27 protein-coding genes are annotated in these 24,504 nt (G+C 67.2%); 16 read left to right on the forward strand and 11 right to left on the reverse strand.

What is annotated here, in order from left to right; genetic code table 11:
• Positions 1-53 precede the first annotated feature (53 nt).
• Both F6X38_RS03470 and F6X38_RS03475 read left to right on the forward strand, forming a co-directional pair.
• Positions 54-260 carry a DUF1289 domain-containing protein gene (locus F6X38_RS03470; RefSeq protein WP_150968153.1) on the forward strand — a complete coding sequence of 69 codons (207 nt, stop codon included), beginning with the start codon at positions 54-56 and terminating at the stop codon, positions 258-260.
• Positions 257-967, forward strand: a complete 711-nt coding sequence (locus F6X38_RS03475) for a retropepsin-like aspartic protease family protein (RefSeq protein ID WP_150968154.1) — start codon at positions 257-259, stop codon at positions 965-967. Before F6X38_RS03470 ends, F6X38_RS03475 begins: the two co-directional genes overlap by 4 nt.
• Here F6X38_RS03475 and dusA read toward each other — a convergent pair whose 3' ends face one another.
• Positions 968-1,972 (reverse strand): tRNA dihydrouridine(20/20a) synthase DusA, encoded by a 1,005-nt coding sequence (gene dusA, locus F6X38_RS03480; protein ID WP_150968155.1) that lies wholly within the window; start codon positions 1,970-1,972, stop codon positions 968-970. It lies immediately after the preceding gene.
• Between the two features lie 169 nt (positions 1,973-2,141).
• Between dusA and F6X38_RS03485 the strand changes: the two genes are divergently transcribed.
• The 5 genes from F6X38_RS03485 to F6X38_RS03505 are packed head-to-tail and all read left to right on the forward strand — an operon-like array spanning position 2,142 to position 6,947.
• Entirely contained in the window at positions 2,142-2,423 is a 282-nt protein-coding gene (locus F6X38_RS03485) for an acyl carrier protein (RefSeq protein WP_150968156.1), read from the forward strand.
• A 46-nt stretch (positions 2,424-2,469) separates the two neighbouring features.
• The gene (locus F6X38_RS03490) at positions 2,470-3,681 is read left to right on the forward strand and encodes a beta-ketoacyl-ACP synthase (protein WP_161992620.1); all 1,212 of its coding nucleotides are present in this window, start codon (positions 2,470-2,472) and stop codon (positions 3,679-3,681) included.
• Positions 3,678-4,952: a beta-ketoacyl-ACP synthase gene (locus tag F6X38_RS03495; protein ID WP_150968158.1), complete on the forward strand. Its 1,275-nt coding sequence runs from the start codon at positions 3,678-3,680 to the stop codon at positions 4,950-4,952. Before F6X38_RS03490 ends, F6X38_RS03495 begins: the two co-directional genes overlap by 4 nt.
• Positions 4,953-4,974: 22 nt before the next feature.
• Complete coding sequence (locus F6X38_RS03500) at positions 4,975-6,039, forward strand: zinc-binding dehydrogenase (protein WP_150968159.1); 1,065 nt, start codon at positions 4,975-4,977, stop codon at positions 6,037-6,039.
• A complete protein-coding gene (locus tag F6X38_RS03505; RefSeq protein ID WP_150968160.1) occupies positions 6,036-6,947 on the forward strand; it encodes a lipid A biosynthesis lauroyl acyltransferase in 912 nt (303 codons plus the stop codon). The genes F6X38_RS03500 and F6X38_RS03505 overlap by 4 nt, the downstream gene beginning before the upstream one ends.
• A gap of 26 nt (positions 6,948-6,973) precedes the next feature.
• On the opposite strand, the gene F6X38_RS03510 is transcribed toward F6X38_RS03505, so the two are convergent.
• Positions 6,974-7,402: a L,D-transpeptidase gene (locus F6X38_RS03510; protein ID WP_150968161.1), complete on the reverse strand. Its 429-nt coding sequence runs from the start codon at positions 7,400-7,402 to the stop codon at positions 6,974-6,976.
• A gap of 226 nt (positions 7,403-7,628) precedes the next feature.
• On the opposite strand from F6X38_RS03510, the gene F6X38_RS03515 reads away from it, so the two are divergent.
• On the forward strand, positions 7,629-9,626 hold the full coding sequence (locus tag F6X38_RS03515) for a putative bifunctional diguanylate cyclase/phosphodiesterase (RefSeq protein WP_246191174.1): 1,998 nt from the start codon (positions 7,629-7,631) through the stop codon (positions 9,624-9,626).
• Positions 9,627-9,937: 311 nt separating this feature from the next.
• Here the strand turns inward: F6X38_RS03515 and F6X38_RS03520 are convergent, their stop codons facing one another.
• Entirely contained in the window at positions 9,938-10,267 is a 330-nt protein-coding gene (locus tag F6X38_RS03520; protein ID WP_150968162.1) for a hypothetical protein, read from the reverse strand.
• Between the two features lie 21 nt (positions 10,268-10,288).
• Positions 10,289-10,438 (reverse strand): entericidin domain-containing protein, encoded by a 150-nt coding sequence (locus F6X38_RS23615; RefSeq protein WP_202617921.1) that lies wholly within the window; start codon positions 10,436-10,438, stop codon positions 10,289-10,291.
• A 224-nt stretch (positions 10,439-10,662) separates the two neighbouring features.
• Between F6X38_RS23615 and F6X38_RS03525 the strand changes: the two genes are divergently transcribed.
• Positions 10,663-11,694 (forward strand): GlxA family transcriptional regulator, encoded by a 1,032-nt coding sequence (locus tag F6X38_RS03525; protein WP_150968163.1) that lies wholly within the window; start codon positions 10,663-10,665, stop codon positions 11,692-11,694.
• Positions 11,695-11,704: 10 nt separating this feature from the next.
• Here F6X38_RS03525 and F6X38_RS03530 read toward each other — a convergent pair whose 3' ends face one another.
• Positions 11,705-12,577 (reverse strand): DUF1194 domain-containing protein, encoded by an 873-nt coding sequence (locus F6X38_RS03530; protein WP_150968164.1) that lies wholly within the window; start codon positions 12,575-12,577, stop codon positions 11,705-11,707.
• Positions 12,578-12,745: 168 nt separating this feature from the next.
• Here F6X38_RS03530 and F6X38_RS03535 point away from each other — a divergent pair, with 168 nt between their 5' ends.
• Positions 12,746-14,488 carry a hypothetical protein gene (locus F6X38_RS03535; protein WP_150968165.1) on the forward strand — a complete coding sequence of 581 codons (1,743 nt, stop codon included), beginning with the start codon at positions 12,746-12,748 and terminating at the stop codon, positions 14,486-14,488.
• A 54-nt stretch (positions 14,489-14,542) separates the two neighbouring features.
• Here F6X38_RS03535 and F6X38_RS03540 read toward each other — a convergent pair whose 3' ends face one another.
• The 4 genes from F6X38_RS03540 to F6X38_RS03555 form a co-directional block, all read right to left on the reverse strand.
• The gene (locus F6X38_RS03540; RefSeq protein WP_246191197.1) at positions 14,543-15,925 is read right to left on the reverse strand and encodes an aspartate aminotransferase family protein; all 1,383 of its coding nucleotides are present in this window, start codon (positions 15,923-15,925) and stop codon (positions 14,543-14,545) included.
• A gap of 89 nt (positions 15,926-16,014) precedes the next feature.
• On the reverse strand, positions 16,015-17,028 hold the full coding sequence (locus tag F6X38_RS03545) for an NAD-dependent epimerase/dehydratase family protein (protein WP_150968167.1): 1,014 nt from the start codon (positions 17,026-17,028) through the stop codon (positions 16,015-16,017).
• Complete coding sequence (locus F6X38_RS03550) at positions 17,025-17,468, reverse strand: DMT family transporter (protein WP_150968168.1); 444 nt, start codon at positions 17,466-17,468, stop codon at positions 17,025-17,027. The genes F6X38_RS03545 and F6X38_RS03550 overlap by 4 nt, the downstream gene beginning before the upstream one ends.
• Positions 17,469-17,509: 41 nt before the next feature.
• Positions 17,510-18,952 (reverse strand): UbiA family prenyltransferase, encoded by a 1,443-nt coding sequence (locus tag F6X38_RS03555; protein WP_150968169.1) that lies wholly within the window; start codon positions 18,950-18,952, stop codon positions 17,510-17,512.
• Positions 18,953-19,181: 229 nt separating this feature from the next.
• On the opposite strand from F6X38_RS03555, the gene F6X38_RS03560 reads away from it, so the two are divergent.
• Positions 19,182-19,583, forward strand: coding sequence for a DUF4174 domain-containing protein (locus tag F6X38_RS03560; RefSeq protein WP_161992601.1), 402 nt, complete (start codon positions 19,182-19,184; stop codon positions 19,581-19,583).
• A gap of 80 nt (positions 19,584-19,663) precedes the next feature.
• Entirely contained in the window at positions 19,664-20,713 is a 1,050-nt protein-coding gene (locus F6X38_RS03565; protein WP_150968171.1) for a Gfo/Idh/MocA family protein, read from the forward strand.
• Here the strand turns inward: F6X38_RS03565 and F6X38_RS03570 are convergent.
• A complete protein-coding gene (locus tag F6X38_RS03570; RefSeq protein ID WP_246191175.1) occupies positions 20,675-21,841 on the reverse strand; it encodes a Gfo/Idh/MocA family protein in 1,167 nt (388 codons plus the stop codon). The genes F6X38_RS03565 and F6X38_RS03570 overlap by 39 nt on opposite strands.
• 339 nt (positions 21,842-22,180) lie before the next feature.
• Between F6X38_RS03570 and F6X38_RS03575 the strand changes: the two genes are divergently transcribed.
• The 4 genes from F6X38_RS03575 (at position 22,181) to F6X38_RS24055 (ending at position 23,681) form a co-directional block, all read left to right on the forward strand.
• A complete protein-coding gene (locus F6X38_RS03575) occupies positions 22,181-22,393 on the forward strand; it encodes a cold-shock protein (protein WP_150968172.1) in 213 nt (70 codons plus the stop codon).
• Between the two features lie 88 nt (positions 22,394-22,481).
• Positions 22,482-22,715 carry a 30S ribosomal protein S21 gene (gene rpsU / locus F6X38_RS03580; RefSeq protein WP_150968173.1) on the forward strand — a complete coding sequence of 78 codons (234 nt, stop codon included), beginning with the start codon at positions 22,482-22,484 and terminating at the stop codon, positions 22,713-22,715.
• Between the two features lie 480 nt (positions 22,716-23,195).
• Positions 23,196-23,420, forward strand: coding sequence for a hypothetical protein (locus F6X38_RS03585; protein WP_150968174.1), 225 nt, complete (start codon positions 23,196-23,198; stop codon positions 23,418-23,420).
• A 138-nt stretch (positions 23,421-23,558) separates the two neighbouring features.
• Positions 23,559-23,681 carry a hypothetical protein gene (locus F6X38_RS24055; protein ID WP_281353044.1) on the forward strand — a complete coding sequence of 41 codons (123 nt, stop codon included), beginning with the start codon at positions 23,559-23,561 and terminating at the stop codon, positions 23,679-23,681.
• Positions 23,682-23,713: 32 nt separating this feature from the next.
• Here the strand turns inward: F6X38_RS24055 and F6X38_RS03590 are convergent, their stop codons facing one another.
• On the reverse strand, positions 23,714-24,364 hold the full coding sequence (locus F6X38_RS03590; protein ID WP_246191176.1) for a YoaK family protein: 651 nt from the start codon (positions 24,362-24,364) through the stop codon (positions 23,714-23,716).
• Positions 24,365-24,504: the final 140 nt, after the last annotated feature.

Here is a 24,504-nt window from a genome sequence, read left to right on the forward strand (position 1 = left end):
CCCCTCGCCTCCGCCGTGCGGCATATCGACGGGCGAAGGAGTGGTCCGTCCCTTTGGTCGTCACCCACCAAACCCCCGTCGAAACGCCCTGCATCGGGATTTGCCGGCTCGATGCCGCGCAAAGCCTCTGCGTCGGCTGCGGCCGCACGCTCGGCGAGATCGGAAACTGGCTGGCGTTCGAGCCGCAGGAGCGTCGGCGCGTCGTCGCGCTGTTGCCGGAACGGCTGGCATCGCTCGCCGTCGAGCGAGGTCAGGCTTGATTCGCGACAACGCCGGCCTCGTCGTCATCCTCACCATCATCGTCGTGGTGGTGGCGGCGCTGATGCTGAACGACGGCGGAGCGATCGGATCGCTCGATCCCGGCGAGTTCGCCCGCGGCAGCTACCTCTCGATCATCGCCGTCGTGCTCGGCGGCAGCGTCCTCGCGGCGGCACGGCACAACATCCCCGCCGCGATGCGGGCCTTCGGCTTCTGGGCGCTCGCCTTCGTCGGATTGATCGGCCTCTACGCCTATCGCGACGAGTTCCGCGAGATCGGCGACCGTGTCTTGGCGGAAGTGATCCCGGGCCATGCTATAGAGGTCGCCGGCGGCGATGGTCGCACCGTCATGGTCGCGCGCTCCGACGACGACCATTTCCACGTCGATGCGAAGGTCGACGGCGAAACCGTGCGCTTCCTCGTCGATACGGGCGCGACCACCGTCGCGATCGATCGCGCCACGGCCTCGCGCCTCGGCTACGACATTTCGGACGAATCCTTCACCGACTGGGTGCAGACCGCGAACGGTGTCGCACGGTCGGCGCCGGTGACGATCGCCTCGCTGAAGATCGGCGGCATCGAGCGGCGGAACGTCCGCGCGGCCGTGATGGGCGAAGGCGGCAGCGGCTCCAACCTCCTCGGCATGAGCTTCCTCGGCACGCTCTCGTCCTTCGACTTCCAGGGCTCGAAGCTGGTGCTGACGGACTGATCAGGCGGCGGCACGTTCCGGCGAGCCGGTATCGACTTCCGCGAAGGCGTGCCGGATGAGATCCGCAGTCGCATCCGATCGCGTGCCCGCCTCGGAAAGCATCTGCCGCCAGCGCCGCGCGCCGGGCAGGCCGGCGAAGAGGCCGACCATATGCCGCGTGACGTGGTGCAGCTTCCCGCCGCCCGCGACATGGCGCGCGGCGTAGTCGCACATCGCGTCGATGATCGCGCTCCAATCCGACGCTTCCGGTGTCCGTCCTGCAAGGCTCGCATCCACCAGCGCGAGTTCGCCCGGCGTCTGGTAGGCGCCGCGTCCCATCATCACGCCGTTCAGGCTTTCAAGATGCGGCATGGCCTCCGCGACGGTCTTCAAGCCGCCGTTCAACCCGACGAAGACATCCGGCAACCGCTCCTTCAGCCGATGGACGCGATCGTAATCGAGCGGCGGGATCTCGCGGTTCTCCTTCGGGCTGAGCCCTTGCAGCCAGGCCTTCCGAGCGTGAACCCAGATCGCGACGACCCCCGCGGCAACGGCTGTGTCGGCAAGGCGATCCAGCGCCTCTTCAGGGTCCTGCTCGTCGACACCGAGCCGGCACTTCACCGTCACCGGCACGTCGACCGCGCTGCGCATCGCCGCGAGGCATTCGCCGACGAGCTCGGGCGTCCGCATAAGGCAAGCCCCGAACGTGCCGGACTGGACGCGATCCGACGGACAGCCGACATTGAGGTTGATCTCGTCGTAGCCGAAGTCCTGCCCGATCCGTGCCGCTTCGGCGAGCTTCGCCGGATCGGAGCCGCCGAGCTGCAGCGCCACCGGATGCTCGACGGCGTCGAAGCCGAGCAGTCGGTCCCGGTCACCGCGCAGCACCGCATCCGCCACGATCATCTCGGTATAGAGCAGCGCCCGGCGCGACAGCACGCGATGGAAGACGCGGCAGTGCCGGTCCGTCCAGTCGATCATCGGCGCGACGGCGAAGACCGGCCGCCGGTAGAGTTCGTGTCTCATCCCGCTCCTCTGGACGAAGCAAGCGTTCTTGTCGAACTGCAACACCGGCGCGGCCGATCGCGCGCGGGATCCGGGCTGCTTTGCTTTTCGCGACGACTTGCCTATAGGCTTGCCCGGATCGGGCCGCCTTTCGCGCGGACGCCGCACCCATTCGCATGAGGTAAGTCTTTTGTCCTCGACCTTCGACAAGGTAGCCGACATCATCGCCGAAACCAGCGAGATCGACCGCGACCAGATCACGCCGGAAAGCCACGCCATCGACGACCTCGGCATCGACTCGCTCGACTTCCTCGACATCGTCTTCGCGATCGACAAGGAGTTCGGCATCAAGATTCCGCTGGAGAAGTGGACGCAGCGGGTCAACGACGGCGAAGCGGCGACGGAGGAATACTTCGTCCTGAAGAACCTCTGCGCCAAGATCGACGAACTGCGCGCCGCGAAGGCGGCCTGACGCGGCGGCCAGGCAAGCGCGGCGCACCCCTCGTGGACGACGCATGATGCAGACCCCTCGCGACGTTCTCGTCACCGGCATCGGCCTTGTCTCGTCGCTGGGCGAGGGCATCGAAGCGCATCTCGATCGCCTCGCGGGCCAGGCCAGCCCGCAGCCGGTGATCGAGACGGAACGCTTCGCCCCCTATTTCGTGCATCCCCTGCCCGCCATCGACTGGTCGCAGCAGATCCCCAAGAAGGGCGACCAGCGGCAGATGGAGACGTGGCAGAGGCTCGGCACCTACGCCGCAGGGCTGGCGCTCGCCGATGCGAATGTCGCGCCGGACGAGGCGACGCGCTCGACCGTCGACATGATCGTGGCGGCGGGTGGCGGCGAGCGGGACCTCGCGGTCGACGCGCTGGTGATGGAACGTGCCCGGAGCGGCGACGACGCTCTCGTCAACGAGACGCTGATGACCGAACTGCGGCCGACGCTGTTCCTGGCGCAGCTTTCGAACCTTCTCGCCGGCAACATCTCGATCGTCCATAAAGTTACCGGCTCGTCGCGCACCTTCATGGGTGAGGAAGGCGCCGGCGTTTCCGCCGTGATGACGGCGGCGGCGCGCATCGCGCACGGCCAGAGCGAAATCTGTCTCGTCGGCGGCGCGTTTTCCGCCGAGCGCAAGGACCTGCTGTTCAACTACGAGATGGGCGGCTTCCTTATGAAGGATGAATGGCGACCTGTCTTCGGCCGCACGCCGGATCATGATGGCCTCGCGGTCGGCAGCGTCGGCGCTTTTCTCGTGCTGGAAGCGGCAGATCACGCCCGCGAGCGCGGCGCGACGGCCTATGCCAGCATCAGTCATGTCGTCGGCGATCGTGGAAGGCGCGACCCGGAAAGTCTGCGCCATCGTCTGGAGCGGCTCGTGGCCGCAAGCGGCGCGGAGGACGACGACTTGATCGTGCTCTCCGGCGCGAGCGGCATCGCGGAACTTTCCATGACGGAGCGGGAGATTTTGCGCTCGCGCTTTCCCGGCGCCGCCCTCCGCAGCTTCGGGACGGTGCTCGGCCATTCCTTCGAGGCGCAGTTCCCGGCCGGCATCGCGCTGGCCGCGGCCGCGCTGGCGCGGGGCGTCGCCTTCCCGCCCTTCGACGGTCGGGTGGAGAACGATGCCGTGTCCGCACCCAACTGGGCGCTGGTGACCGCGGTCGGCCACGTCCAAGCCGAAGGGGTCTGCCTGCTTCAGTCCGTCGGCGGACATCGGGAGGAACGGCGATGAGCGAGGCCGACAGGGACGTGAAAGGCCGCCCGATCGTCGCCGTCACCGGCGTCGGCGTTGTCTCGTCGCTCGGGAGCGGCGTCGCCGAGAACTGGGACGCTTTGCTTGCCGGAAAATCCGGCATCCACCGCATCACGCGCTTCCCGATCGAGAACCTGCGGACCACCATCGCCGGCACGGTCGACTTCCTCGACGCCGACAACTCCACCGACCGCTCCTTCGTCATGGCCGAGAGCGCCGGCGCGGAGGCGGTCGCGATGGCGGGCTTCGGCGAGGCCTTCCCCGGCCCGCTGTTCCTGGCCGCGCCGCCGATCGAGATCGAATGGAAGCACCGCTTTGCTCTGGACCGCCGCGACGGGACCGCGCGCGACGAGGCCGGCTACGACCGGCTGATCGAGCTGGTGCGGGAGCGGAACGACCCGGAACTCTATCGACAGACGCTGTTCGGCGAGATTTCCGATCGGCTGGCGGATCGTTTCGAGACGCAAGGGCTGCCGGTCACGCTGTCGACCGCCTGCGCCTCCGGCGCGACGGCGATACAGCTCGGCGTCGAGGCGATCCGGCGCGGCGAGACGGAACGCGCGCTCGCCATCGGCACGGACGGCTCGGTGACCGGCGAATCGCTGATCCGGTTCTCGCTGCTCTCCGCCCTTTCCACCGCCAACGACGACCCGGCGAAGGCCTCGAAGCCGTTCTCCAAGGATCGCGACGGCTTCGTCATCGCGGAAGGGGCCGGCGCGCTGGTGCTGGAATCGCTCGCGTCGGCGCGGGCACGCGGCGCGACGGTGCTCGCGATCGTCGCCGGTGTCGGCGAGAAAGCAGACGACTTCCACCGCACGCGCTCGAAACCGGACGGCTCGCCGATCATCGCGACGATCCGCGCCTGCCTCGCGGATGCGGACATGGTGCCGGAGGACATCGGCTACATCAACGCGCACGGCACCTCGACGCCAGAAAACGATCGGATGGAAGCCGGGGGCCTCGGCGCGGTGTTCGGCGAGGCGCTGGCGCGGACGCCGATCTCTTCGAACAAGTCGATGATCGGCCATACGCTGACGGCGGCCGGCGCGATCGAGGCGGTGTTCTCGATCCTGACGATCCGCGACGGCGTCCTGCCGCCGACGATCAACTACGACATGCCCGATCCGGCGATCGCGCTGGACACGGTGCCGAACGCGGCGCGGCGCGCGGACGTTGCCGCCGTCCTGTCGAACTCGTTCGGCTTCGGCGGGCAGAACGTCAGCCTCGTCCTGGCGCGCGCGCCGGGCTGAGCACAGGACGAAGATCGACCCCATGCGCGCACTCCAGCTCTTCGGCGACCGCGATCTCCGGCAGGTCGACATCGCCGAGCCGCCGCCGCCTGGACCGGGCGAGGCACGACTGCGCATCGCCGTCGTCGCGCTGAACCATATCGACGTCTGGGGCTGGCGCGGCATGGCCTTCGCCAAGCGCAAGCTGCCGCTGACGATCGGCGCGGAAGCGTCCGGCGTAGTCGAGGCAATCGGACCGGGCGTCGCCAACGTGCTGCCGGGCCAGCTCGTCTCGATCTACGGCGCGCGGACCTGCGGCCGCTGCCGCCCCTGCCGCGAGGGCCGCGACAATCTCTGCGAGCATGTCGGCGGCGTCCACGGCTTCCATCTTGACGGCTTCGCGCAGGAGGTCTCGAACGTGCCGGCGCGCCAGCTCGTGCCCGCCCCGCCCGGCTGCGACGCGGTCGGCGCGGCGCTCGCGCCGGTGACCTTCGGCACCGTCGAGCACATGCTCTTCGACAACGCGAAACTGGAGCCGGGCGAGACGATCCTCGTCCATGCTGGCGGCTCGGGCATCGGCACGGCCGCGATCCAGCTCGCCAAGCGACATGGCACGAACGTCATCACGACGGTTGGTTCCGACGAGAAGATCGAACCGGCGAAGTCGCTCGGCGCGGACCACGTGATCAACTACCGGACCGACCGTTTCGAGGGGGCGGTGCGCAAGTTGACGAAGAAGCGCGGCGTCGACGTGGTCTTCGAGCATGTCGGCGCGGAGACCTGGGCGGGCTCGATGCTCTGCCTGAAGCGCGGCGGCCGGCTGGTCACCTGCGGCTCGACCTCCGGTCCGTCGGCGCCGACGAACCTGATGATGCTGTTCCAGCAGCAGTTGCGCCTCATCGGCTCCTTCGGCTGCCGGATGGAGAACATGGCCGACGCGATGCGCAAGATGGCCGAAGGGCTGGTTCGCCCCGTCGTCGATACGGAAGTCGGCTTCGGCGATATCGACGTCGCGCTCGACCGCATGGAAAGCCGCCGCGTGTTCGGCAAGATCGTGCTCGATCTGCGGGATAAGCGCGAAGCCTCGGATTCCGTCCGGGCCGCATGAACCCGGCCGCCGCGAGAGCCTGGAAGGCGTGGCGCAAGTCACGCGATTTCGCCATCGCCGCCACCGTCGCGGGCGCCGTGGCGGTGCTACGGCTGCTTCCAGTTCGTGTCGCCCTCGAAGGCGCGGATCGCTTGGGCCGGCTGATCGGCCCGCGCACGCCGTTCCATGCGACCGCGCTGAAGCACCTGCGACGCTCCTTCCCGGACCGGAGCGAGGTGTGGATCGAGGCGACGGCGCGCGCGCATTGGGGACAGCTTGCGCGCCTCGGCGCCGAATACGTCTTCCTCGACGAGCTCTTCGATTTCGACCCGGCCAACCCGTCCGCAGGGCGGGTCGAGGTCGAAGGCGTCGAGATTTTCGAGGAACTGCGCGACCGCAAGGGTCCGTTCGTCTTCTTCACCGGTCATCTCGGCCCATTCGAGCTTCTGCCCGTCGCCGCCGCGACCTTCGACCTGCAGGTGACCGCTCTCTTCCAGCCGCCGCCGAACCGCTACCTTGCCAAGCGCCTGCTTGCGGCCCGGCGTACGCGCGGCGGCCATCTGGTGCCCTCCAAGGCGGGCGCGGCCTGGGCGCTGATGGAGCGCTTGCAGCAAGGCGGCTCGGTCGGCATCCTCGTCGACCAGAAGTTCAAGCGCGGCGTGCAGACCACCTTCTTCGGCAGGAAATGCTGGACGAATCCGCTCGTGCCGAAGCTCGCCCGGCAGTTCGGCTGCGAGGTCTATCCGGCACGTTCCATCCGCCTGCCGGACGGGCGCTACCGCCTAGAGCTGAAGCCGCGGCTCGACCTGCCGCGGGACGCCGGCGGCGAGATCGACGTCGCGGCGAGCTGTCAGGTCCTCAACGATATGGTCGAGGCCTGGGTGCGCGAGCAGCCGGAGCAATGGACGTGGTTCTACCGCCGCTGGTGACGCGGCGGCAGGATGGCGCGCACGAATCAGCGCGTGATGACGATCGCGGTGTTGCCCGGTCCGACATCCCGCACCATCGCGTAGAGCGCCGCAGCATCGCTCGGATGCAGGCGGACGCAGCCGTGCGAAGCGGGGCGCCCGAGACTGCGGACGGCGCCCGTGCCGTGGATCGCGTAACCGCCGCGGAAGAAGATCGAGTGCGGCATCGGCGAGTTGTCGTACTTTCGCGAGTACCACATGCGGCTCAACCGTGTCGGGCGATAGCGTCCCATCGGGGTGACAAAGCCCTTCCGCGCGGTGGACACCGGCCATTCCTCGATGATCTCGCCGTTGTAGGAGACCGTCATCATCTGGCTGGAAATGTTGACCCTCGCAACGAGGCGCGGCCCGGCCTCGGCTTCCCCAACGACGAGCAGGCACAAGACTGTCGCCAGCGCCGCGATTATTTGCCGCATGACTTCATACTCCAGCGGATGTCGATACTTTTTCCGACGATGACCTTAGATCGCGATCGCTGGCAAGACGTCGCAGAGCTGTCCGATCGCTTTTCAACGAGTTGTGCTAGCTCGTGTGCGAAAGGTCTGACGACTTCCGCTGCCTGTCGCCATCGGTGAGCGCGAATAGGTAAGATGTTTACGGAATTGGCTTAGAACTCCGCAGAACGGGGGTTCGAAATCGGCGATGCGGCAGCTTCTCGAGCGATACTGGGCGACGGTGGCGGGTTTCTCCGTGATCGCCGGCTGCGTCGTGCTCGGCGTCGGCTACATCGGCAACACCACCGTCCACGACATTCTTGCGACATCGATGGAGAAGCGCGGCCAGCGATTCGCCGATGTCCTGAGCGATCTTCCCCGGGCCGCCGACGCGTTGTTGACGGGTCTGTCGCGCGATCCGGACCAGGAAACCGACATCCGCCGCGCCGCCTCGCTGGCCGGCATAGACAGCTTTGCTGTCTTCGCCGCGGACGGGCGCGAGACGTTCCGCTCGCGCTCGGACCAGTACGAATGGCTGCTGCGGGACCGGCCCGGCGGCGTCACCTCCGGCAGCCGCCTCGCGGCCTCCGTGGTCGGACGCGAAGGCGACTTCCGCATCGTCGGCTCGGATCGGAACGGCAAGTCGTCGGTGCTCGTGACGCTGGATCGCGCTGGGAAGCGCATCGGCTTCGTGTCGATCTGGGCCGATCCGGCCTTCGAGCGCCGGGGCTTCGCCGTCACGCTCGCGGCGGCTTCGTTGAAGGTCCTGGGCCTGCTGCTGACGGCGGCCGGAGTGCCGCTCCTCGTCTATGTCCGTCGCAAGAACAAAATCGCGGAAGCGGCCGAGCGGATCGACTTCCTCGCCAACCGCGATCCGCTGACGCGACTGCTGAACCGGCGCCGGATGCAGGAGGAGGTCGACCGGGCCGTCACCACGGCGCGTGCGACCCGGGCAGAGTTCCTCTACTGCTGCATCGATATCGACGGCCTGTCGGAGATTAACGACACGCTTGGACAGGCGCATGGCGACGAACTGCTGAAGGTCGTCGCGAACCGTCTCGCCTCGGCCATCGATTCGAACGACCTCCTCGCGCGGATCGCGGCGGACGACTTCGCGCTGCTGGTCCGGCGCGCCGGCAAGCCGGAAGACCTTGCCGCGCTGGCGCAGAAGCTGCGCGCCTCCGTGGCGGAGCCGATCGAACTCAAGGGCAAGACCGTTCGTCCGCAGATATCGATCGGCGTTTCCCGCATGCCGCGCGACGGCCGCACGCAGAACGATCTCGTCAAGCACGCGCAGCTCGCCCTTTCGCATCACAAGGCTTCGCGGATGGGCGACTTCGTCGAGTTCGAATCGTCCATGGACGCCGAATCGGATCGCCGGCGGCTGATCGAGACGCTGGTTCGGAACGCCGTGGAGAACGACGGTTTCGAACTCGCCTACCAGCCGCTGGTCAGCGGCGACGGCAACGCGCTGATCGGTTTCGAGGCCCTGCTGCGGCTGCGCGACGAGGAGCACCGCTACGTTTCGCCCTCGGTCTTCGTGCCGGTCGCGGAAGCGCGGGGCTACATCAAGGACATCGGCACCTGGGTGATCCGCGAGGCGGCGCGGCAGGTGGCGCAATGGCCGGAGCACGTCACGGTCTCGGTGAACCTTTCGGCCGTGCAGTTCCGGGACGGCGATCTCGTCGACATCGTCGCGGACGCGCTCGCCAGCGCCGGCATCGCCGGCCATCGGCTGGAAGTCGAGGTGGTCGAATCGCTGATCCTCGAGCGCACCGACAGCGTCCTCTCGCAGCTTCGCGAGCTGAAGGCGCTCGGCGTGTCGATCGCGATGGACGATTTCGGCACCGGCTACTCGTCGCTCGGTTACCTCTGGAAGTTCCCGTTCGACAAGTTGAAGATCGACCGTTCGTTCATGGTTGCGCTCGACGAGGGCGAGGCGAACGTCCCGGAGATCCTCGGCACGATCATCTCGATGGCGCATCTCATGCGGATGCGCGTCACGACGGAAGGAGTCGAGACCGAGGCGCAGGCCGAGCTGCTTCAGGCGCTCGGCTGCGACATCCTGCAGGGCTATCGCTTCGGCAAGCCGATGCGGCCGACCGAGGTCGCCGCCGACGTGCTGACGCGGTTCGCCGATCGCAGGGTCCGGCCGCTGCCGGAACCGGAGCCGGTCGCCCGCGAGGACGAAGCCTCCGTCGCCTGACGCCGGGGCTGCCGCCCGCAGGCGAACCGGAAGCCGGTTTCGAAAACTCGAAAGCCGCGCCTTTCGGAAGAAAGGTCGCGGCTTCGCCGTTGCGAGCTACGGATACGTTCCGTCGGACGACGAGGTATCCGGTACGCGAGACCTGATCCGGAAAACGACCCTCGTCGTCTGACAAGCGATATTAGAAGCGGACGGATTACCGCCGCGCTAATGCCGCGTCACGACAAGCTGATTTCTGCGGCGAACGATGCTCGCAGACGGACGCGGCTCCGCCGCGGCGCGCTCGCAACCAGTCTCGGATGATCGATGCTTCAGGCGAAGCGGCGCGCGGAACGGCTGCCGTCGTCGTTGAGGTTTCCGGCCTTCGGCACGTTGCGGACGATCTTGTCCGGGCGCGAGGTCTTCGTGATCATCGCATCGATGCGGGCACGGTCGATGCCCATGCCGCTCAGCATGGCGACCAAAGCCGCAACGGTCTCCTCGTCGCTGCGCGACGCCGGAACGCTGGGCGTATGATTGGAGTAACTGGACACGCGGGCCTCGCAAACCTTGCGATTCGCAGTCTCGGCAATCACGGCTAAAAGGTCGTTAACGACCGCCAAAAAGACGAAAGCCGGCGAGGCCGGCTTTCCTTCCTGCAAACAGTTCGGGTGGCGCCGTGATCAGCGGCGCGCCACGTCGTTCACCGCGCCCTTCGTGCCGGTGACGGTGTTGCCGATGTCCCGACCCGCACCGCGGATCGTGTTCGCGCAAGCCGAAAGCGAGAGAACGGCGGCGAGAGCGAGGGAAACTGCGGCGATACGCGAGGACATGCGGAAACTCCGGTCGTTCGTTCTGGCGACAAAACGGCGCAACTGAGACAACGTTCCAGCCAGCTCCGCCCCGTTCGCGCGATTTTTCGAGGCGCCGAAACCCGCATTCCCGACGCTTCGAGACCGTTCTCTCGAACGATTCCGGATTGTCGCGGTAAGTTCTTGATTGTGGTGGTTGAACGCGGCAATCTCGGTAGGCGGACATTGACACACGGCTGAGGGCCATGCTGCACGATCCATCCCGCCAGCCTGTCCAGAAGCGCGAGCTGAAGCGCACGATCGTCTTCCTGCTGACTCCCAACTTCTCGATGATCGCGTTCGCGACCGCCATCGAGCCGCTGCGCATCGCGAACCGCATGCTCGGCTACGAAGCCTATCGCTGGCGTCTCGTCTCGCCGGACGGCAACGGCGTGAAGGCATCCAACGGCTGCGAGATCGCGGTGGGCGGCTCGGTGGACAGCGAGCGCCGCGCGCTGCTCGGCGAGAGCCGGCCGTCGATGGTCTTCGTGTGCTCCGGCATCTACGTCGAGGAATTCAACGACCGGACGAGCTTCTCCTACCTGCGAGAGGCGCACCAGCGCGGCATCAGCGTTGGCGGACTTTGCACGGGTGCCTGGGTCTTGGCCCGCGCCGGCCTCCTGGCGGACCGCCGCTGCGCGATCCACTGGGAGAACCTTCCGGGCTTTTCGGAAGCGTTCCCGCGCGCCGACGTGCGGGCGGACCTCTACGAGGTCGACCACAACATCTTCACCTGCGCCGGAGGCACCGCCTCGCTCGACATGATGCTGGCGCTGATCGGCGACGACGTCGGCGAGGAGATCGTCAACCGCGTCTGCGAGCAGGCACTGATGGACCGGGTGCGCTCGTCCGGCGACCGGCAGCGCTTGCCGCTCAGGGCGCGCCTCGGCGTGCAGCATGCGAAGGTGCTGGCGATCATCGAGATCATGGAGGCCAATCTGCACGAGCCGCTGTCGCTCGTCGAAATCTCGAAGAACGTCTCGCTGTCCCGGCGACAGGTCGAGCGGCTGTTCGACAAGGAGATGGGACGCTCGCCCGCGCGCTATTACCTCGAAATCCGCCTCGACCGCGCTCGCCAGCTCCTTTTGCAGTCGTCGCTGCCGATCATCGAGATCGCGGTGGCGGCCGGCTTCGTGTCGGCGTCGCATTTCTCCAAGTGTTATCGCGAACTCTATGGTCGCTCGCCGCAGCAGGAACGTGCCTTACGGCTGGCGGCGACGGCCGCCAACGCCGCCTGAAGGCCTGCTATCAGCGGTTCCACATGTTCTCGCGCTGGTTCCACTGGTTCTCGCCGACCATGCAATCCGCGCTGCCGGCCGCCACCGGCACGACGAGACCGGCGGTCGCGTCCCGGGACGGCCAGTCGCCGGCAAGCTCCAGCACGAGCTTGCGCCGGATCGCTTCGGGGAACTGCGGCCAGTCGTTGACGGGGATCATGAAGGCGCCCGGCCCACCGATGACGCAGTCCGAATAGTACCGATCGAGGTTCGGGATCGAGCCCCAGTTGGCGTAGCCGCCGTCCGACAGGTTCGACGTCATCAGCGGCAGGCCGTTGATGGTGATGCCCTTGGCGATCGCCTCGGCGCGGGCTTCAAGCACCGGGCGCCCCTGATTGTTCGGGCCGTCGCCCGACACGTCGATGACGCGGCGCAGCCCGACGAAGCCGTTGTCGGCGAACATCGGCGCGGCGAAATCGAGCGCGCCGGATATCGACGTCCGCCGTTCGCGGTCGGGCTCCTCGACCGACAGTCGGTAGGCGAAGGCGTCGGCCGTCGCCTTGGAGTCGATCAGCGTCCAGGGAACGACGACGTTCTGCGTGAAGCTGCCGGCCCACTCGACGAAGGTCACCGCGACCTTGCCGTAGTTGCCGCGCGCGATCGCCTCCTGCACCTCGGGGTTGCGGAAGGCGGCGACGTAGCCATTGCGCTGGATCTCCTGCTCGCCGCGATCCATCGACCAGGAGACGTCGACCGCGAGCACGAGCTCGACATCCACCGGCTCGCCGGTTTCGCGAGGGCCGCCCTGCTCGGCACCGAACTTGCCGAGCCCGCGCGGCGCCTGCTGCGCGCCGGCTCCCGAGACGAGCCCGAGGAACAGCAGCACAGCGATACTCGTCCGCATCATCGGCTCGGCTCTCAGCATTCGAAACGAAAGCGTCGGACCGCAGCGGCGATGCGGCAACTCACTTTGGCGTGACGGCCGGCAGGCAGGCGCCATGCCGTATGGTCAAGCCTTCCTTAACGCCGGAGCGGTTAAGGTCGCCGCATATTTCCGCATCGGACTCAGGTCATGAGCGACTTCACCGCCGGTCGACAGGTCGGACGTGCCGGCACGCACCCCGCGGCAGGCACCCTGCCCGTCATGGTCCTGCTTGCGGCCCTCGCTGCGCTGCCGGCCGGTCTGGCGATGATCCGCACCGTTCCGATCGGTGCGATGTACTGGGATCTCCTCATCTATTTCGACGCGGCCAACCGCATCTTCGACGGGCAGGTGCCGAACCGCGACTTCTTTCCGCCGGTCGGACCGCTCGGCTACTGGCTCTTCGCCGGCGGTCTGAAGCTCTTCCCGAACGCTCAACCGTTGCTGCTCGTCGACTGGTCGCTGCTGGCCGTGACCGGACCGCTGATGGCGCTGGTCGTGGCCGATGTGGGCGCGCGTTCTCGCGCCGCCGCATTCGCGCTGCTGTTGCCGTTCCTGTTCTTCTCGCTGCTGCCGTTCGATGTCGAGAACTTCTCGGCGTTCCCCGGTGTCGACGGCTTCGGCATCTACAATCGGCAGGCCGCGCGCATCCTCTACGTCCTGGCGAGCGCTCTCGTCTTCTGCGAGGGCACGCGACGGATGGGCGTCGTGGTCGCCGGCGCGATGCTGGCGCTGTTCCTGACGAAGATCACCGGCTTCATCGCCGGCGGCCTGCTCTGCGCCCTCGCCTTCGTCGCGGGACGGGTACGGCTCTCGACGACGGTCGCCGCCGTTCTCGCCTTCGCCGGTGCGCTGATGCTGCTGGAAGCGCAGACGGGTGTGGTCGGCGCCTATCTTCGCGACATCGAGATGCTTGTCGTGATGAACCAGGGAGGCATTCTCGGCCGCTTCCTGCAGGCGGCTTCCGTCCATTTCGGCGTGCTGCTGCCCTGCCTTCTTCTAACGGGGACGCTCGCCGCCTTGGGGGCCCGTCCGCTCATCGGTGAAACGCTCGCACTTGCTCGCCGCCCCTCGCTGCCTGCGCTAGCCGCCCTTCTCGACCAGCCGATATGCTGGCTCGCCGTCTCCGCCTTCGCGGCGCTGTTCTACGAAACGCAGAACACCGGCAGCCAGGCGTTCATCTTCGCCTGGCCGGCATTGCTCCTCACGCTTTCGCGCGCCGGGGTCTGGCAGGGCTGGCGCACCGCCGTTGTCATCGCGCTCGTCGCGGCCTGCTCGCTGCCGACGCTGATGAATCTCGTCGAGCGCTGTGGCCGCTCCGCCGTCGGGGCGCTGAAATACGAGCGGCTCGAAACGGCCAATCTCGGGACGGTCGGCGCGGTGACGCAGCGCGGCGAACTGATGCGGCACGCCGACACGCTGCTCGACGCCTACGTCCGCAACCCCGGCTTCTACCGCGGCTTCGCCGAAATGGGGCAGTTGCCGAGCTTCCAGATGTTCGCGGAGCCGGACTACCAGATCGCGTTCCTGAAGACGCTCGACGAGGCGGTAGGAGCGATCGACCTCTACGAGACGGCGAACGGGACCCGGTTCGAGACGGTGATGAATCTCGGCTTCGTGAACCCCTTCCCGTTCCTGCTGGATCGCCATGCGCCGAAGGCGATTTCGATCGGCGCCGATCCGTTCCGCACGGTGCCGCCCCCGAACGAGGCGGTGGCCGCCGCGGTGCGCGCGACCGATCTCGCGCTCTACTCGAAATGCCCGGAGACGGCGGCGAACCGCGATCTCCTGAAGCTCTACGAGCCTTTCCTCACGGACCATAGCCGCGTTTCTCTCGGCCGCTGCTGGGACGGTTTCGTGCGCAACGGCCTCCTGCGCACGGTGGGGAACTGAAACGAAGAAGGCCGGGCTTCCGCCCGGCCTCCGCTGTCTTCCAGCCTTTGCGGCTCAGCCGATCTGCGTCTTGATGAAGTCCTTGACGATCCCGACGATGCCGCGTCCGAGCAGGTTGTCGAGGGCGTCGCAGAACTGGTCGACGTTTTCGTGCGTGCAGATCAGCGGCGGCTCCAGGCGGATGACGTTGCGGTTGTACTCCGTGAACGCCACCAGGCAGTCGTAGTCGCGCAGCAGCAGCGCGCCGACGAACCCGGACAGTGAGCCCTTCAGCTTGTCGTCGAGGATCGCGACCATCGGGCGAAGCGCCAGCGGCAGAGTGCGCGAGAAGTCGTGGAACTCCAGCCCCACCATCAGGCCACGCCCCCTCACCTCCTTCACGATGGTCGGATATTTCTCGCGGATGTCGTTCAGCCGCTCGATCAGGTAGCTGCCGACGAGACCGGAATTGCCGATCAGGTCCTCGTCGTAGAGCGTGTTCAGCGCTTCGATCGCGGTGACCGACGCTTCGCCGATGCCGCCGAAGGTGGCATGCGCGTGGATCATCGCGGTCTTCGGCGTGCCGTAGGCCTTCATGTAGACGTCGCGCCGCGCGACCATTGCGCCGATCGCCGCCTTGCCGCCGCCGAAGCTCTTCGCCAGCGCTGTGACGTCCGGGATCACGCCGTGCCGCTCGAAGGCGTAGAACGTGCCGGTCCGGCCATAGCCGCACTGCACCTCGTCAGCGACCCAGACGACCTTGTGCCGGTCGCAGAGCGCCCGCACCCCGCGCCAGTAGTCGGTCGAGGCTTCGATGATGCCGCCGCCGCCCTGCACGGTCTCCAGCACCACGACGCCGATGTCCGGATGGCTCTGGACGCAGCGCGTCAGGGCTTCGAGGTCACCGAACGGCACCTTGTAGCTGTTGCCGACGAGCTTGAACTCGCCCTGGTAAAGCGTTGAGTCCGTGATCGAAAGTACGCCCTTCGTCTTGCCGTGGAACGAGTTCTCGGCATGGACGATCTTGCAGTTCTTCCGGCCGGACGCGCGCTCGGCGACCTTGATCGCGGCTTCCATCACCTCCGAGCCGGAGGAGCCGAGGAACACCATGTCGAGGTCGCCGGGGCTGACGAGCGCGAGATTCTTCGCCAGCGCCGCGGCGTATTGCGACAGGAAGGCGATGGCGATCTCGTGCCGCTTCTCGTCCTGGAACTCCTTCCGCGCCTTGAGGATGCGCGGATGGTTGTGGCCGAAGGCCAGCGAGCCGAAGCCGCCGAAGAAGTCGAGGATGCGCCGGCCGTTCTGGTCGACGTAGAACATGCCCTCGGCGCGCTCGACCTTCACCTTATGGAAGCCGAGCAGCTTCATGAAGTGGAACTGGCCGGGGTTGATGTGATCCTTGAACAGGTCCGCCATGGTGCGGATGTCCATCGCCTTGGCATCGGCGACGGTCAGCATGTTGGCGGGCTTGTCGGGGCCGTGGCGGAACGCCTCGTCGAGAAACGGCGCGTCGATGGTCGGACGGTCGAGCATGGTGGCTTCTCCTCTTACTCGGCCGGAACGGCGGCGACGCGGGCGGCCGGACGGAACGCGTTCTGCTTCGAGCGGTATTCGCTGTAGGCGGCGATCAGCATGTCCTCGTCGCGGTACTGCGGCACCCAGCCGAGGTCGCGGCCGCCCTTCGACACGTCGAGCACGCATTCCTCGTCGGCGATAAGGTACTGTTCGGGGTCCATGATCGGCATGTTCAGCCGGTCGAGGGCGTCGAGCGTGCGCTTCACCGCCCAGGCCGGCGTCGGCAGCAGCACCGAGCGCGAGCCGGCATGGCGGACGAGGTCGCGGAGGAGCTTCCGCACCGGCGGCGGGTTCAGCGAGCCGAGGTTGTAGGCCTCGTTCGGCACGCCCGCCTTCCAGGCGAGACGAGCCGCCTCCGCGCAGTCGAAGACCGAGATGAACTGGTACGGGTTGCGGCCCGAACCGATCATCGGAACCGGCAGGTTCGCGTCGATCAGCTTGAACAGCTTCTCCAAGATGCCGAGCCGCCCCGGCCCGATGATCAGGCGCGGACGGAACAGCGAGACGCGCATGCCGCGCCGGCGGAAGTCGGCGGCGAGGTGCTCGGTTTCCAGCTTCGACATGCCGTACTCGCCGAGCGGCGCGACCGGATGCTCCTCCGTCATCGGCGTCACCACCGTGTGGCCGTAGATCATGTCGGTGGTGAAGTGGACGAGCCGTCCGGCGCCGGCGGCTTCCATCGCCTCCATGATGTGCTTCGTGCCGTGGTAGTTCACGGGGTAGAAGAACTCGTGCCGCTTCGCCCGCACCTGGATCGGCGACAGCATCTTGGCCGACAGGTTGTAGACCATGTCCTCCGCCGCCATCGGCACGCTGCGCACGGCGGCCGGATCGGTGACGTCGGTGTGGAGGAAGCGCGCCTGCCCGTAGTGCGGCAGGTCGGACCTGACGATGTCCGCCACCACGACTTCCTCGCCGTCGGCGACGAGGCGCGCCGCCAAGTGGCGGCCGACGAAACCGTCGCCCCCGAAAATGATGTGCTTCATCGTGCGACCTCGGAGATCTGGTTGTCGGATTGGGCGATTGCGACGGCATCCGCCTCGCCGTGCGGCTTCGAGCCGCCTCCCGCGATGAAGACGGTGCCGAGGCAGATGAAGGCGATGCCGGCGACGCGGGAGGCGCTCATCGCCTCGCCGAAGAGCTGCCAGGTGGCGACGGCGACGACGACGTAGGCGAGCGACAGGAAGGGATAGGCGTAGGAGAGCTCGACCTTCGACAGGACGAAGAGATGCGAGGCCATCGACACGACGAAGGTGCAGAGTCCGAGGAAGACCCAGGGGCTGAACACGATGCCGAGGAGCTTCAGTACGATGTTCGAATGCGCGAACGCGGCCGAGCCGATGTTCATCATGCCGTATTTCAGGAGAAGCTGGGCGGCGGCATTGGTGAACACCGTGAAGAGGATGAACGGCAGATACTTGGCCATCCGCGGATGTCCTTCGGGGTTCGAGCGGGTTCGGGGAAGCGTCAGATGTACGCGGCGGCGACGAACAGCGCCGCGCCGAGGCCGATCATGATCTGCGAGCGCCAGTCGCGCAGGATGAACACGACCGGGTCGTCGTGCATCTGGTTGCGACGGGCGAGGATCCAGATCCGGACGATGATGTAGAGGACCAGCGGGCAGAGCGGCCACAAGATCCAGGGCACGGAGTTGATGCTCTGGACCGTCGGCGAGTCGATGTAGAGGGCGAGCACCAGCGTCGCCGCGAAGCCGGAGGCGATGCCGGCCTGCCCGATCATCTCGAGGTCGCAGTCGACGTAGCCGCGCCCGGTCTTCGAGCGCTCGGCGCCCGTGCCGAAGTCGAGCAGTTCCGTGTAGCGCTTCACTAAGGCGAGCGAGAGGAAGAAGAAGATCGAGAAGGCCATCAGCCAGAACGACAGGCTGATCTCGGTCGCCGCGCTGCCGGCGAGGATGCGCACCGTGTAGAGGCCGGCAAGCGCCAGCACGTCGAGAAGCAGCATCCGCTTCAGCGCGACCGAATAGAGCGTCGTCAGCGTGAGATAGCCGGCCAGGACGAGCTGGAATTGCCAGGTGAGCATCGAGGCGATCAGCACCGATGTTCCGACGAGCCCGGCCGCGAGTATCAGGCCGGTCGGGATCGGTACCGCGCCGCTGGCGAACGGCCGGTTCCGCTTGGTCTTGTGGCGGCGGTCTGAGGCGAGGTCGAGAAGGTCGTTGACGATATAGACCGACGAGGCCGCCAGCGAGAACGCCATGAAGGCCGCGAAAGCCGCGAGCATCGATCCGAATTCGAGGTAGCGGTGCTCCAACGCCACGGGCACGAAGATCAGGACGTTCTTCGTCCACTGGTGCGGCCGCATCGCTTTCACGAGACCGCGCAGGCGCTCGCTCAAGTCCGCGCCCGGCAGGACGTGCGCGCCGGTGCGGCGCTGCCAGCCCGCCGCCGGCCGGTCCGGCGCGACGACCGTCGCCTCGGCCGCGGCATCGAACAGGCAGATGTCCTCGTGGCTGTTGCCGATATAGTCGAAGCCGTCGACGTCGGCGGCGACGACGATGCGTTCGAGCTTGCGGTGCGCGGTGAGGTTCACCTGTTCGTCGCTCGCCATCACCGCGTCGAAGACGCCGAGATGTTCGGCGACTGCTTCGGCAAGCTTGCGGTTCGCGCCGGTGGCGAGAACGACGCGGCGACCGCGCGCCTGGCTCTTCGCCAGTTCCGCGACCAGCTCGTCGCGATACGGCAGCAGCGACGGGTCGAAATCGATGCGGTTCGCGAGTTCCGCCTTCAGGCGGGCCTTGCCGGACGCCAGCCAGAAAGGCACGAGCGGTAGGAGGTGAGGTTTCTGTCGGGCAAGGGTGAACAGCGACTCCCAGAGCAGATCGGTCTTCGCGACCGTGCCGTCGAGGTCGACATAGATCGGTCGATCCGCTTGCGGTGCACGGATGTCCATCGTTGCCCCTGATCGCATTCGACACGGCAAAGTCCCGTGCGTTCCGCGTGGTAAGTTCCACGGAAGCCGTTTCCTGGTCGTGAACGGAACGCCTTCCGGGGCCTGTCGGCGCGGTCGTTCTGCGCGGCTGGTTAGCGCCGGCTTCAGCGAATCGTGAAAATGCGACGAAACCGCTGCCGCCGCTCCTCGTTCGCAGCGCATGGGCAGATGGATACCATGGAGGATCGCGATGGTGGCGGCCACCGTTCTCGGCATGGCGGGCGCGGCTTCCGGCGAACCGCTGGAGGGGCTTCGCTGGCAGAAGCGGCTGCTGCTCGTGTTCACTCAGGGCGACACCGAACGGGAGCGCCGGCAGCGCGACGCTCTGCCGGACGAAGGGTTGAGGGAGCGCGACATGCTGCTGATCCGCGTTCCGCAAGACGGCGAGGTCAGCGTGCCCGGGGTGGGGGCGGTGCCGAGTGCCGACATCCGTTCCGCCTACGGTGTCGCCGACGCCGCATCGTTCACGGTGATCCTCGTCGGCAAGGACGGCGGCATCAAACGCCGCTCGTCGGAACCGATCGCCGCGCGCGACCTCTTCGGCACAGTCGACGCCATGCCGATGCGGCGCCAGGAAACGCGCGGAAACTGACAAGAGGCGTCGCCTTGCATCCCGCCGGTTCGCAGGCGACAAGGCTGGCGGTTCGCTAGTCCTTCGGAGATCCTGCGCGCGTGGATGGGTCGAAGCTCGGTTGGGCGATCGCCGGCACCGGCGCCATCGCGCGACGATTCGCAGCCGACATGCGGCATGCGAAGCGAGGCCGTGTCGTGGCCGTCGCCTCGGCAACGCCGGAGCGTGCGGCGAGACTGGCGGCGGCCATCGATCCGGCTGCGGCTTCCGGCGACCTCGACGCCGTGCTTCGCGACCCGCGCGTGGGTGCGGTCTATGTCGCCGGCCGCAACGAGGACCACCTTCCCCAAACGCTCCGCTGCCTCGCCGCCGGCAAGCCCGTGCTGATCGAGAAGCCGCTCGCGACGACCGCGGCCGACGCGGAGCGCATCCGACACGCGGCGGACGACACCCGGTTGCTGGCGATGGAGGCGATGTGGATGCGCTTCACCCCCGGCATGCGCCGCCTGAAATCGCTCGTCGATGAGGGCTCGGTCGGCACGGTGCGCGCGGTGGATGCGAGCCTGGCGTTCCGCAACGACGCTCCGCAGGCAAGCCCCCTTCTGGACCTCGGCGTCTATCCGCTGTCGCTGGCGGTGCAACTGCTCGGTTCGCCCGAAAGGATCGCGGCCGCCGGCAACGTAATGGATGCGGGCGTCGCGCTGTCATACAGGAACGCGATAGCGTCGATCCGCTGCGGCTTCGGGTCGACCGGGCCGAACGTCCTCGCGATCACCGGCGACCGCGGAACGCTCGCCACCGACGCGCCCTTCCTGTCGCCTTCCCTCCTGAGCTTGCGTCCCGCGCCGCCGCACGGCACGGAACGCCTGGAAGAGGACGAAGGCATGCCGCCCCTCGGCCGTCTTCCCTGGCTTGCATCGGCCAAGTCCATACTGCGTCCGCTCCGCGCCCGCCGGATACAGACGCTCTTTCTCGGCACCGGCCTGCAGTATCAGGCCGACCATTTCGCCGAGTGCCTGGCCGCCGGCCATGCGGACAGTCCGGTCATGCCGCTGGCCGAGAGCATCGAAGTCATCCGCATCGTGGAAGCGGCGGAGGCCGCGATGGCGAACTCAGCTTTGTTCGAAAAACGGCAGCGGCTCGAAGCTTGAGACGGGCCGATACGGCATCGGATAGCGGTCGGCCGCCTGCGCCACCAGCGAGAGCTCGGTGACATGCAGGGAAAAGTCGGCGGTGATCGGCGGCGTCCGACCCGCCTTCACCGCCGCCGCGACCGCCGCCGGGCCGCGCGCGAAGTCGATGCGCGAGGCGGGCGGCGGCGTCACCGGCCGGGCAGGCCCGAGCGGCAGACGCTGTCCGAACCATTGCCGGAACGGCAGCCGGCGCTCGGCGACGGCCAGCGCCTTGCCGAGCTTCGGCAGGCGGCTCGTCGCGCGTCCGTGCCGGTCGCGCCGGAACACCGGCGACCGGTTGTTCCAACCGTCCGAAAGCGACAGCATCCCCTCGTCGCCGACGATGTGCAGCGACCGGTCGACCGGAGCGGCCAGGCCGCAGGTCAGGCGGGCGACGGTGCCCGAGCGGAACTTGAAGCAAGCGACGGACAGGTCGTTGGCGAGGCTTTCCGGCTGCTGGCCGGTCCCCTTGTCGTCGAAAAGGCGCGTCGCGAAGGCGGTCATCTCCGCGACCGGGCCGAAGAAGGCGCAGAGCCAGGTCAGGTAGTAGCCGGCATGTTCGAGCGTGCAGCCGACCGCGAACTCGTCCTCGGCCGGCCAAGGCAGTCCCGAACGACTGCGCCATTGCCGGTGATTCTCGCGGAAGACCATCGAGTCCTCCATTTCCGCATAGGCCAGCCGAACGCGGCCGAACTCGCCGTCGCGAAGCGCCTTGCGGATCGCCGTCGCCGATTCGCCGAGAAGCGTCGCCGGAGCCGACGCGATCGCAAGGCCCCGCTCCGACGCCTGATCGACGAGGCGCTGCGCGTCGCCGATGTCCATCGCCAGCGGCTTCTCGCTCCAGACATGCTTGCCGGCCGCGAGGGCCGCCGACGACACCGCGTGATGGCTGGCAGGATTCGTCAGGTTCAGCACCATCTCGACTGACGGATCGGCGAGCAGCTCGTCGAGGCTCGCGAACGCGCGCGTTCGATGGAAGGACGCGAAATGCGCGGCCCTGTCGCCGTCGCGATCGAAGACGCCGACCAGCGCGAGGTCCGGGTGGTTCACGAGCGTCGTCATGTAATAATCGGCGACGAAGCCGCACCCGACGATGGCGATGCGCAAACGCGGAACCTCCGGCGGCGGCGACGATGCTGCAGCCTACGATGCCGGTGCTGCGAAAGTGCTAAGAGACTTTCGAGCACGCGGCGGCGGAGGTCCGGCGAGGGCTTTTTGCTGCGGCGAAGCTTGCGAGGACGAAGATTTCGTCGGCAGGCGAAACAAAAAACGCCGTTCGGCGGTTTCGCGACGCGCGCGACGGCTTGGCAAATCGGCGGCTTTGGGTCATAAGGCTGCATGCGGTGCTGTAGCGACGCTCAGCCGCCGCTTCCCCACGCGCAAGGTCGATATCTGCTCGCCCGATCCGTCGGGGGCAGAGAATGCATGCTTTCGAAAGGACGGTCCATGGCAACCGGCACCGTGAAGTGGTTCAACTCGCAGAAGGGCTACGGCTTCGTAACCCCCGATGCCGGCGGTGCGGATGTGTTCGTCCACATCTCGGCGGTCGAGCGGGCGGGTCTGAACGGCCTCAACGATGGTCAGAAGATTTCCTACGAGCTGGTCACCGATCGCCGCAGCGGCAAGACGTCCGCCGGCAATCTCCAGCTCGTCGGCTGACGATACGATAGACTAGCGCCCGCGACCGACTTGGCCGCGGGCGACAGAACAACTGCCGGCGCTGCCGGCCCCCTCCAAGGAGAGATCGTTGCAGGTACTGGTTCGCGACAACAACGTCGAGCAGGCGCTCCGGGCGTTGAAGCGTAAGCTGCAGAGGGAAGGCGTGTTCCGCGAGATGCGGTCCCGCCAGGCATACGAGAAGCCGTCCGAGCGCCGCGCGCGTGAGAAGCAGGAAGCCGTTCGCCGCGCCCGCAAGGCTGCGCGCAAGCAGGCTCAGCGCGAAGGCCTCCTCCCGCAGGCGAAGCCGAAGGCTCGCGGCTGACCGCGACTGCCTGACGCTCCCTCGCCTGCCCTTCCCGCTTCGCGGGACGGCGGGTCGGGAAGAACCGGAAACTACTCGAAACCGCTGCAGGCACCGCCGCAGCGGTTCGCGTTTGCGCGTCTGAGGTCCATCACTCGGAAGGGTTAGAGCGACCTCACAGCTGTTGCGACGCGGCTTCCACCGTGCAGATCGCTTGGCGTCACGGCGGTCGACCTTTCACTCTCCTATCGGCTTTTTCAGCGCGTCCTGTCGACCGGGCGTAGCTATCGTGCGCGGCATTTCTGCCTCGTCTCGGCGCGCTCGCCGAGGATGGGGTCGCTGGCCTCGCTTCTCCGTGAACGCTCGCGGCATCATCGATGCGTGCAAGGCCATCGAACCGTTCCTACATTCGCGGCAGCCCTTTGCACGAATGGATCGACCGAATTGCGCGCTTTTGCCATCATAGCTCTCGCCAGTCTCGCGGGCTGTACGAGCGGTCCGATGACGGATGTGAGCCAGCTTGCGGTCCATGTAAATCGTGGGCCGAACACCGCGCCGCGCGGTTCCGAGGAATTCTGCCGGACCTACGCCCAGCAGACCGCCGTCAGCCGGATCGAGGCTGCTAGGAACGGCAACGGCGGCGGCGCGAACGGCTTCGACCGGCTTCGGGCCGAGCAGGAAGGCGATCGTGCCTACGAGCGCTGCCGTTCGGGTCGGACGAACTGATCGACGGCGTCACGCATCTCGCCGTCCCGCGAAAAATCGGCGATTGCCTAGAATTCGATGCAAATGATTCGCGGGCTCGAAGGTCGTCGCCCTCTAAGAAGAGGCACGCAGACGCAACGACCGGAGACGATCCCGCCGATGATCACTCTCGCCACCCCTCTCATCGCCAGCGCAGTCGCGATCGCCTTCATGGCGACATGGATGATCGAACTCGTTCGGGAGCACGCCTCAACTCGCGAATTCGGCGGACTTGACGACTGACATTACCTCGCGGGCGCTGCGGAAGGTCGGGTTTACGTCCGATCCGCGAGCTGCCCCGATGCAACACTCTTGATCGGCTGCGCCGGACCGAGCAACCAGGCGACGACCGCCAGCAGGCCGGCGACGACGGCGGCGATCCACAGGGCGGCCGCCCCGGTGAGGGTATAGAGCTTCGCTCCCCCGACCGCGCCGGTGACGAGCCCACTCCACAGCAGCAGGTAGGGCACCCAGCCGAGGCGATCCCTGCCGAGTAGTACCGCGGCGAGATGCTGGCCCAGTTTGACCAGCGTCCCGGTGATGTACGTGACCCCGACGCTGACCTCCCCGTCGCGCTGGAACACGCAGTTCGCGCATCCCATTGCCGCCGCCATCAGAGCCGTCACGCGAAAATCGCCAGGCGAGCCGTCGAAAGCGGCCGCGCCGGCGAGAAGGCAAGTCGTCAGCACGAGAACCGCGGGCTTTCGTATCGCTCCCGCGATCGCCGCAACCAGCGATCCGGCGATCACGCCGCCGAGGAACGCCGTGATCAGCCCGCCGGCGACGACCACCTCCGGCGAGCGCAGGCCGAGAGCAACGGCCAATCGCGTCGAGTTGCCGCTCATGAAGGACACGAAAAGCCCGCCGAGCTTCAGAAAGCCGATGGCGTCGACATAGCCCGCCAGCGCCGCCAGGAAGGCGGCCAAAGCCCAGAAGCGCTTACGATACCTGGTCATGGCGATGCCGACGCGCAGAACTCATCACGGCGATCAGAACCGACGAGGCTCGGCTGGAGCTGTTGCGCCGTCCGAGCGGCGAAACGGCGCCGCACTGCGGCGACGCCGGG

It is taken from the genome of Plantimonas leprariae (assembly GCF_008802405.1).
GTDB classification, from domain to species: Bacteria; Pseudomonadota; Alphaproteobacteria; order Rhizobiales; family Rhizobiaceae; genus Plantimonas; species Plantimonas leprariae.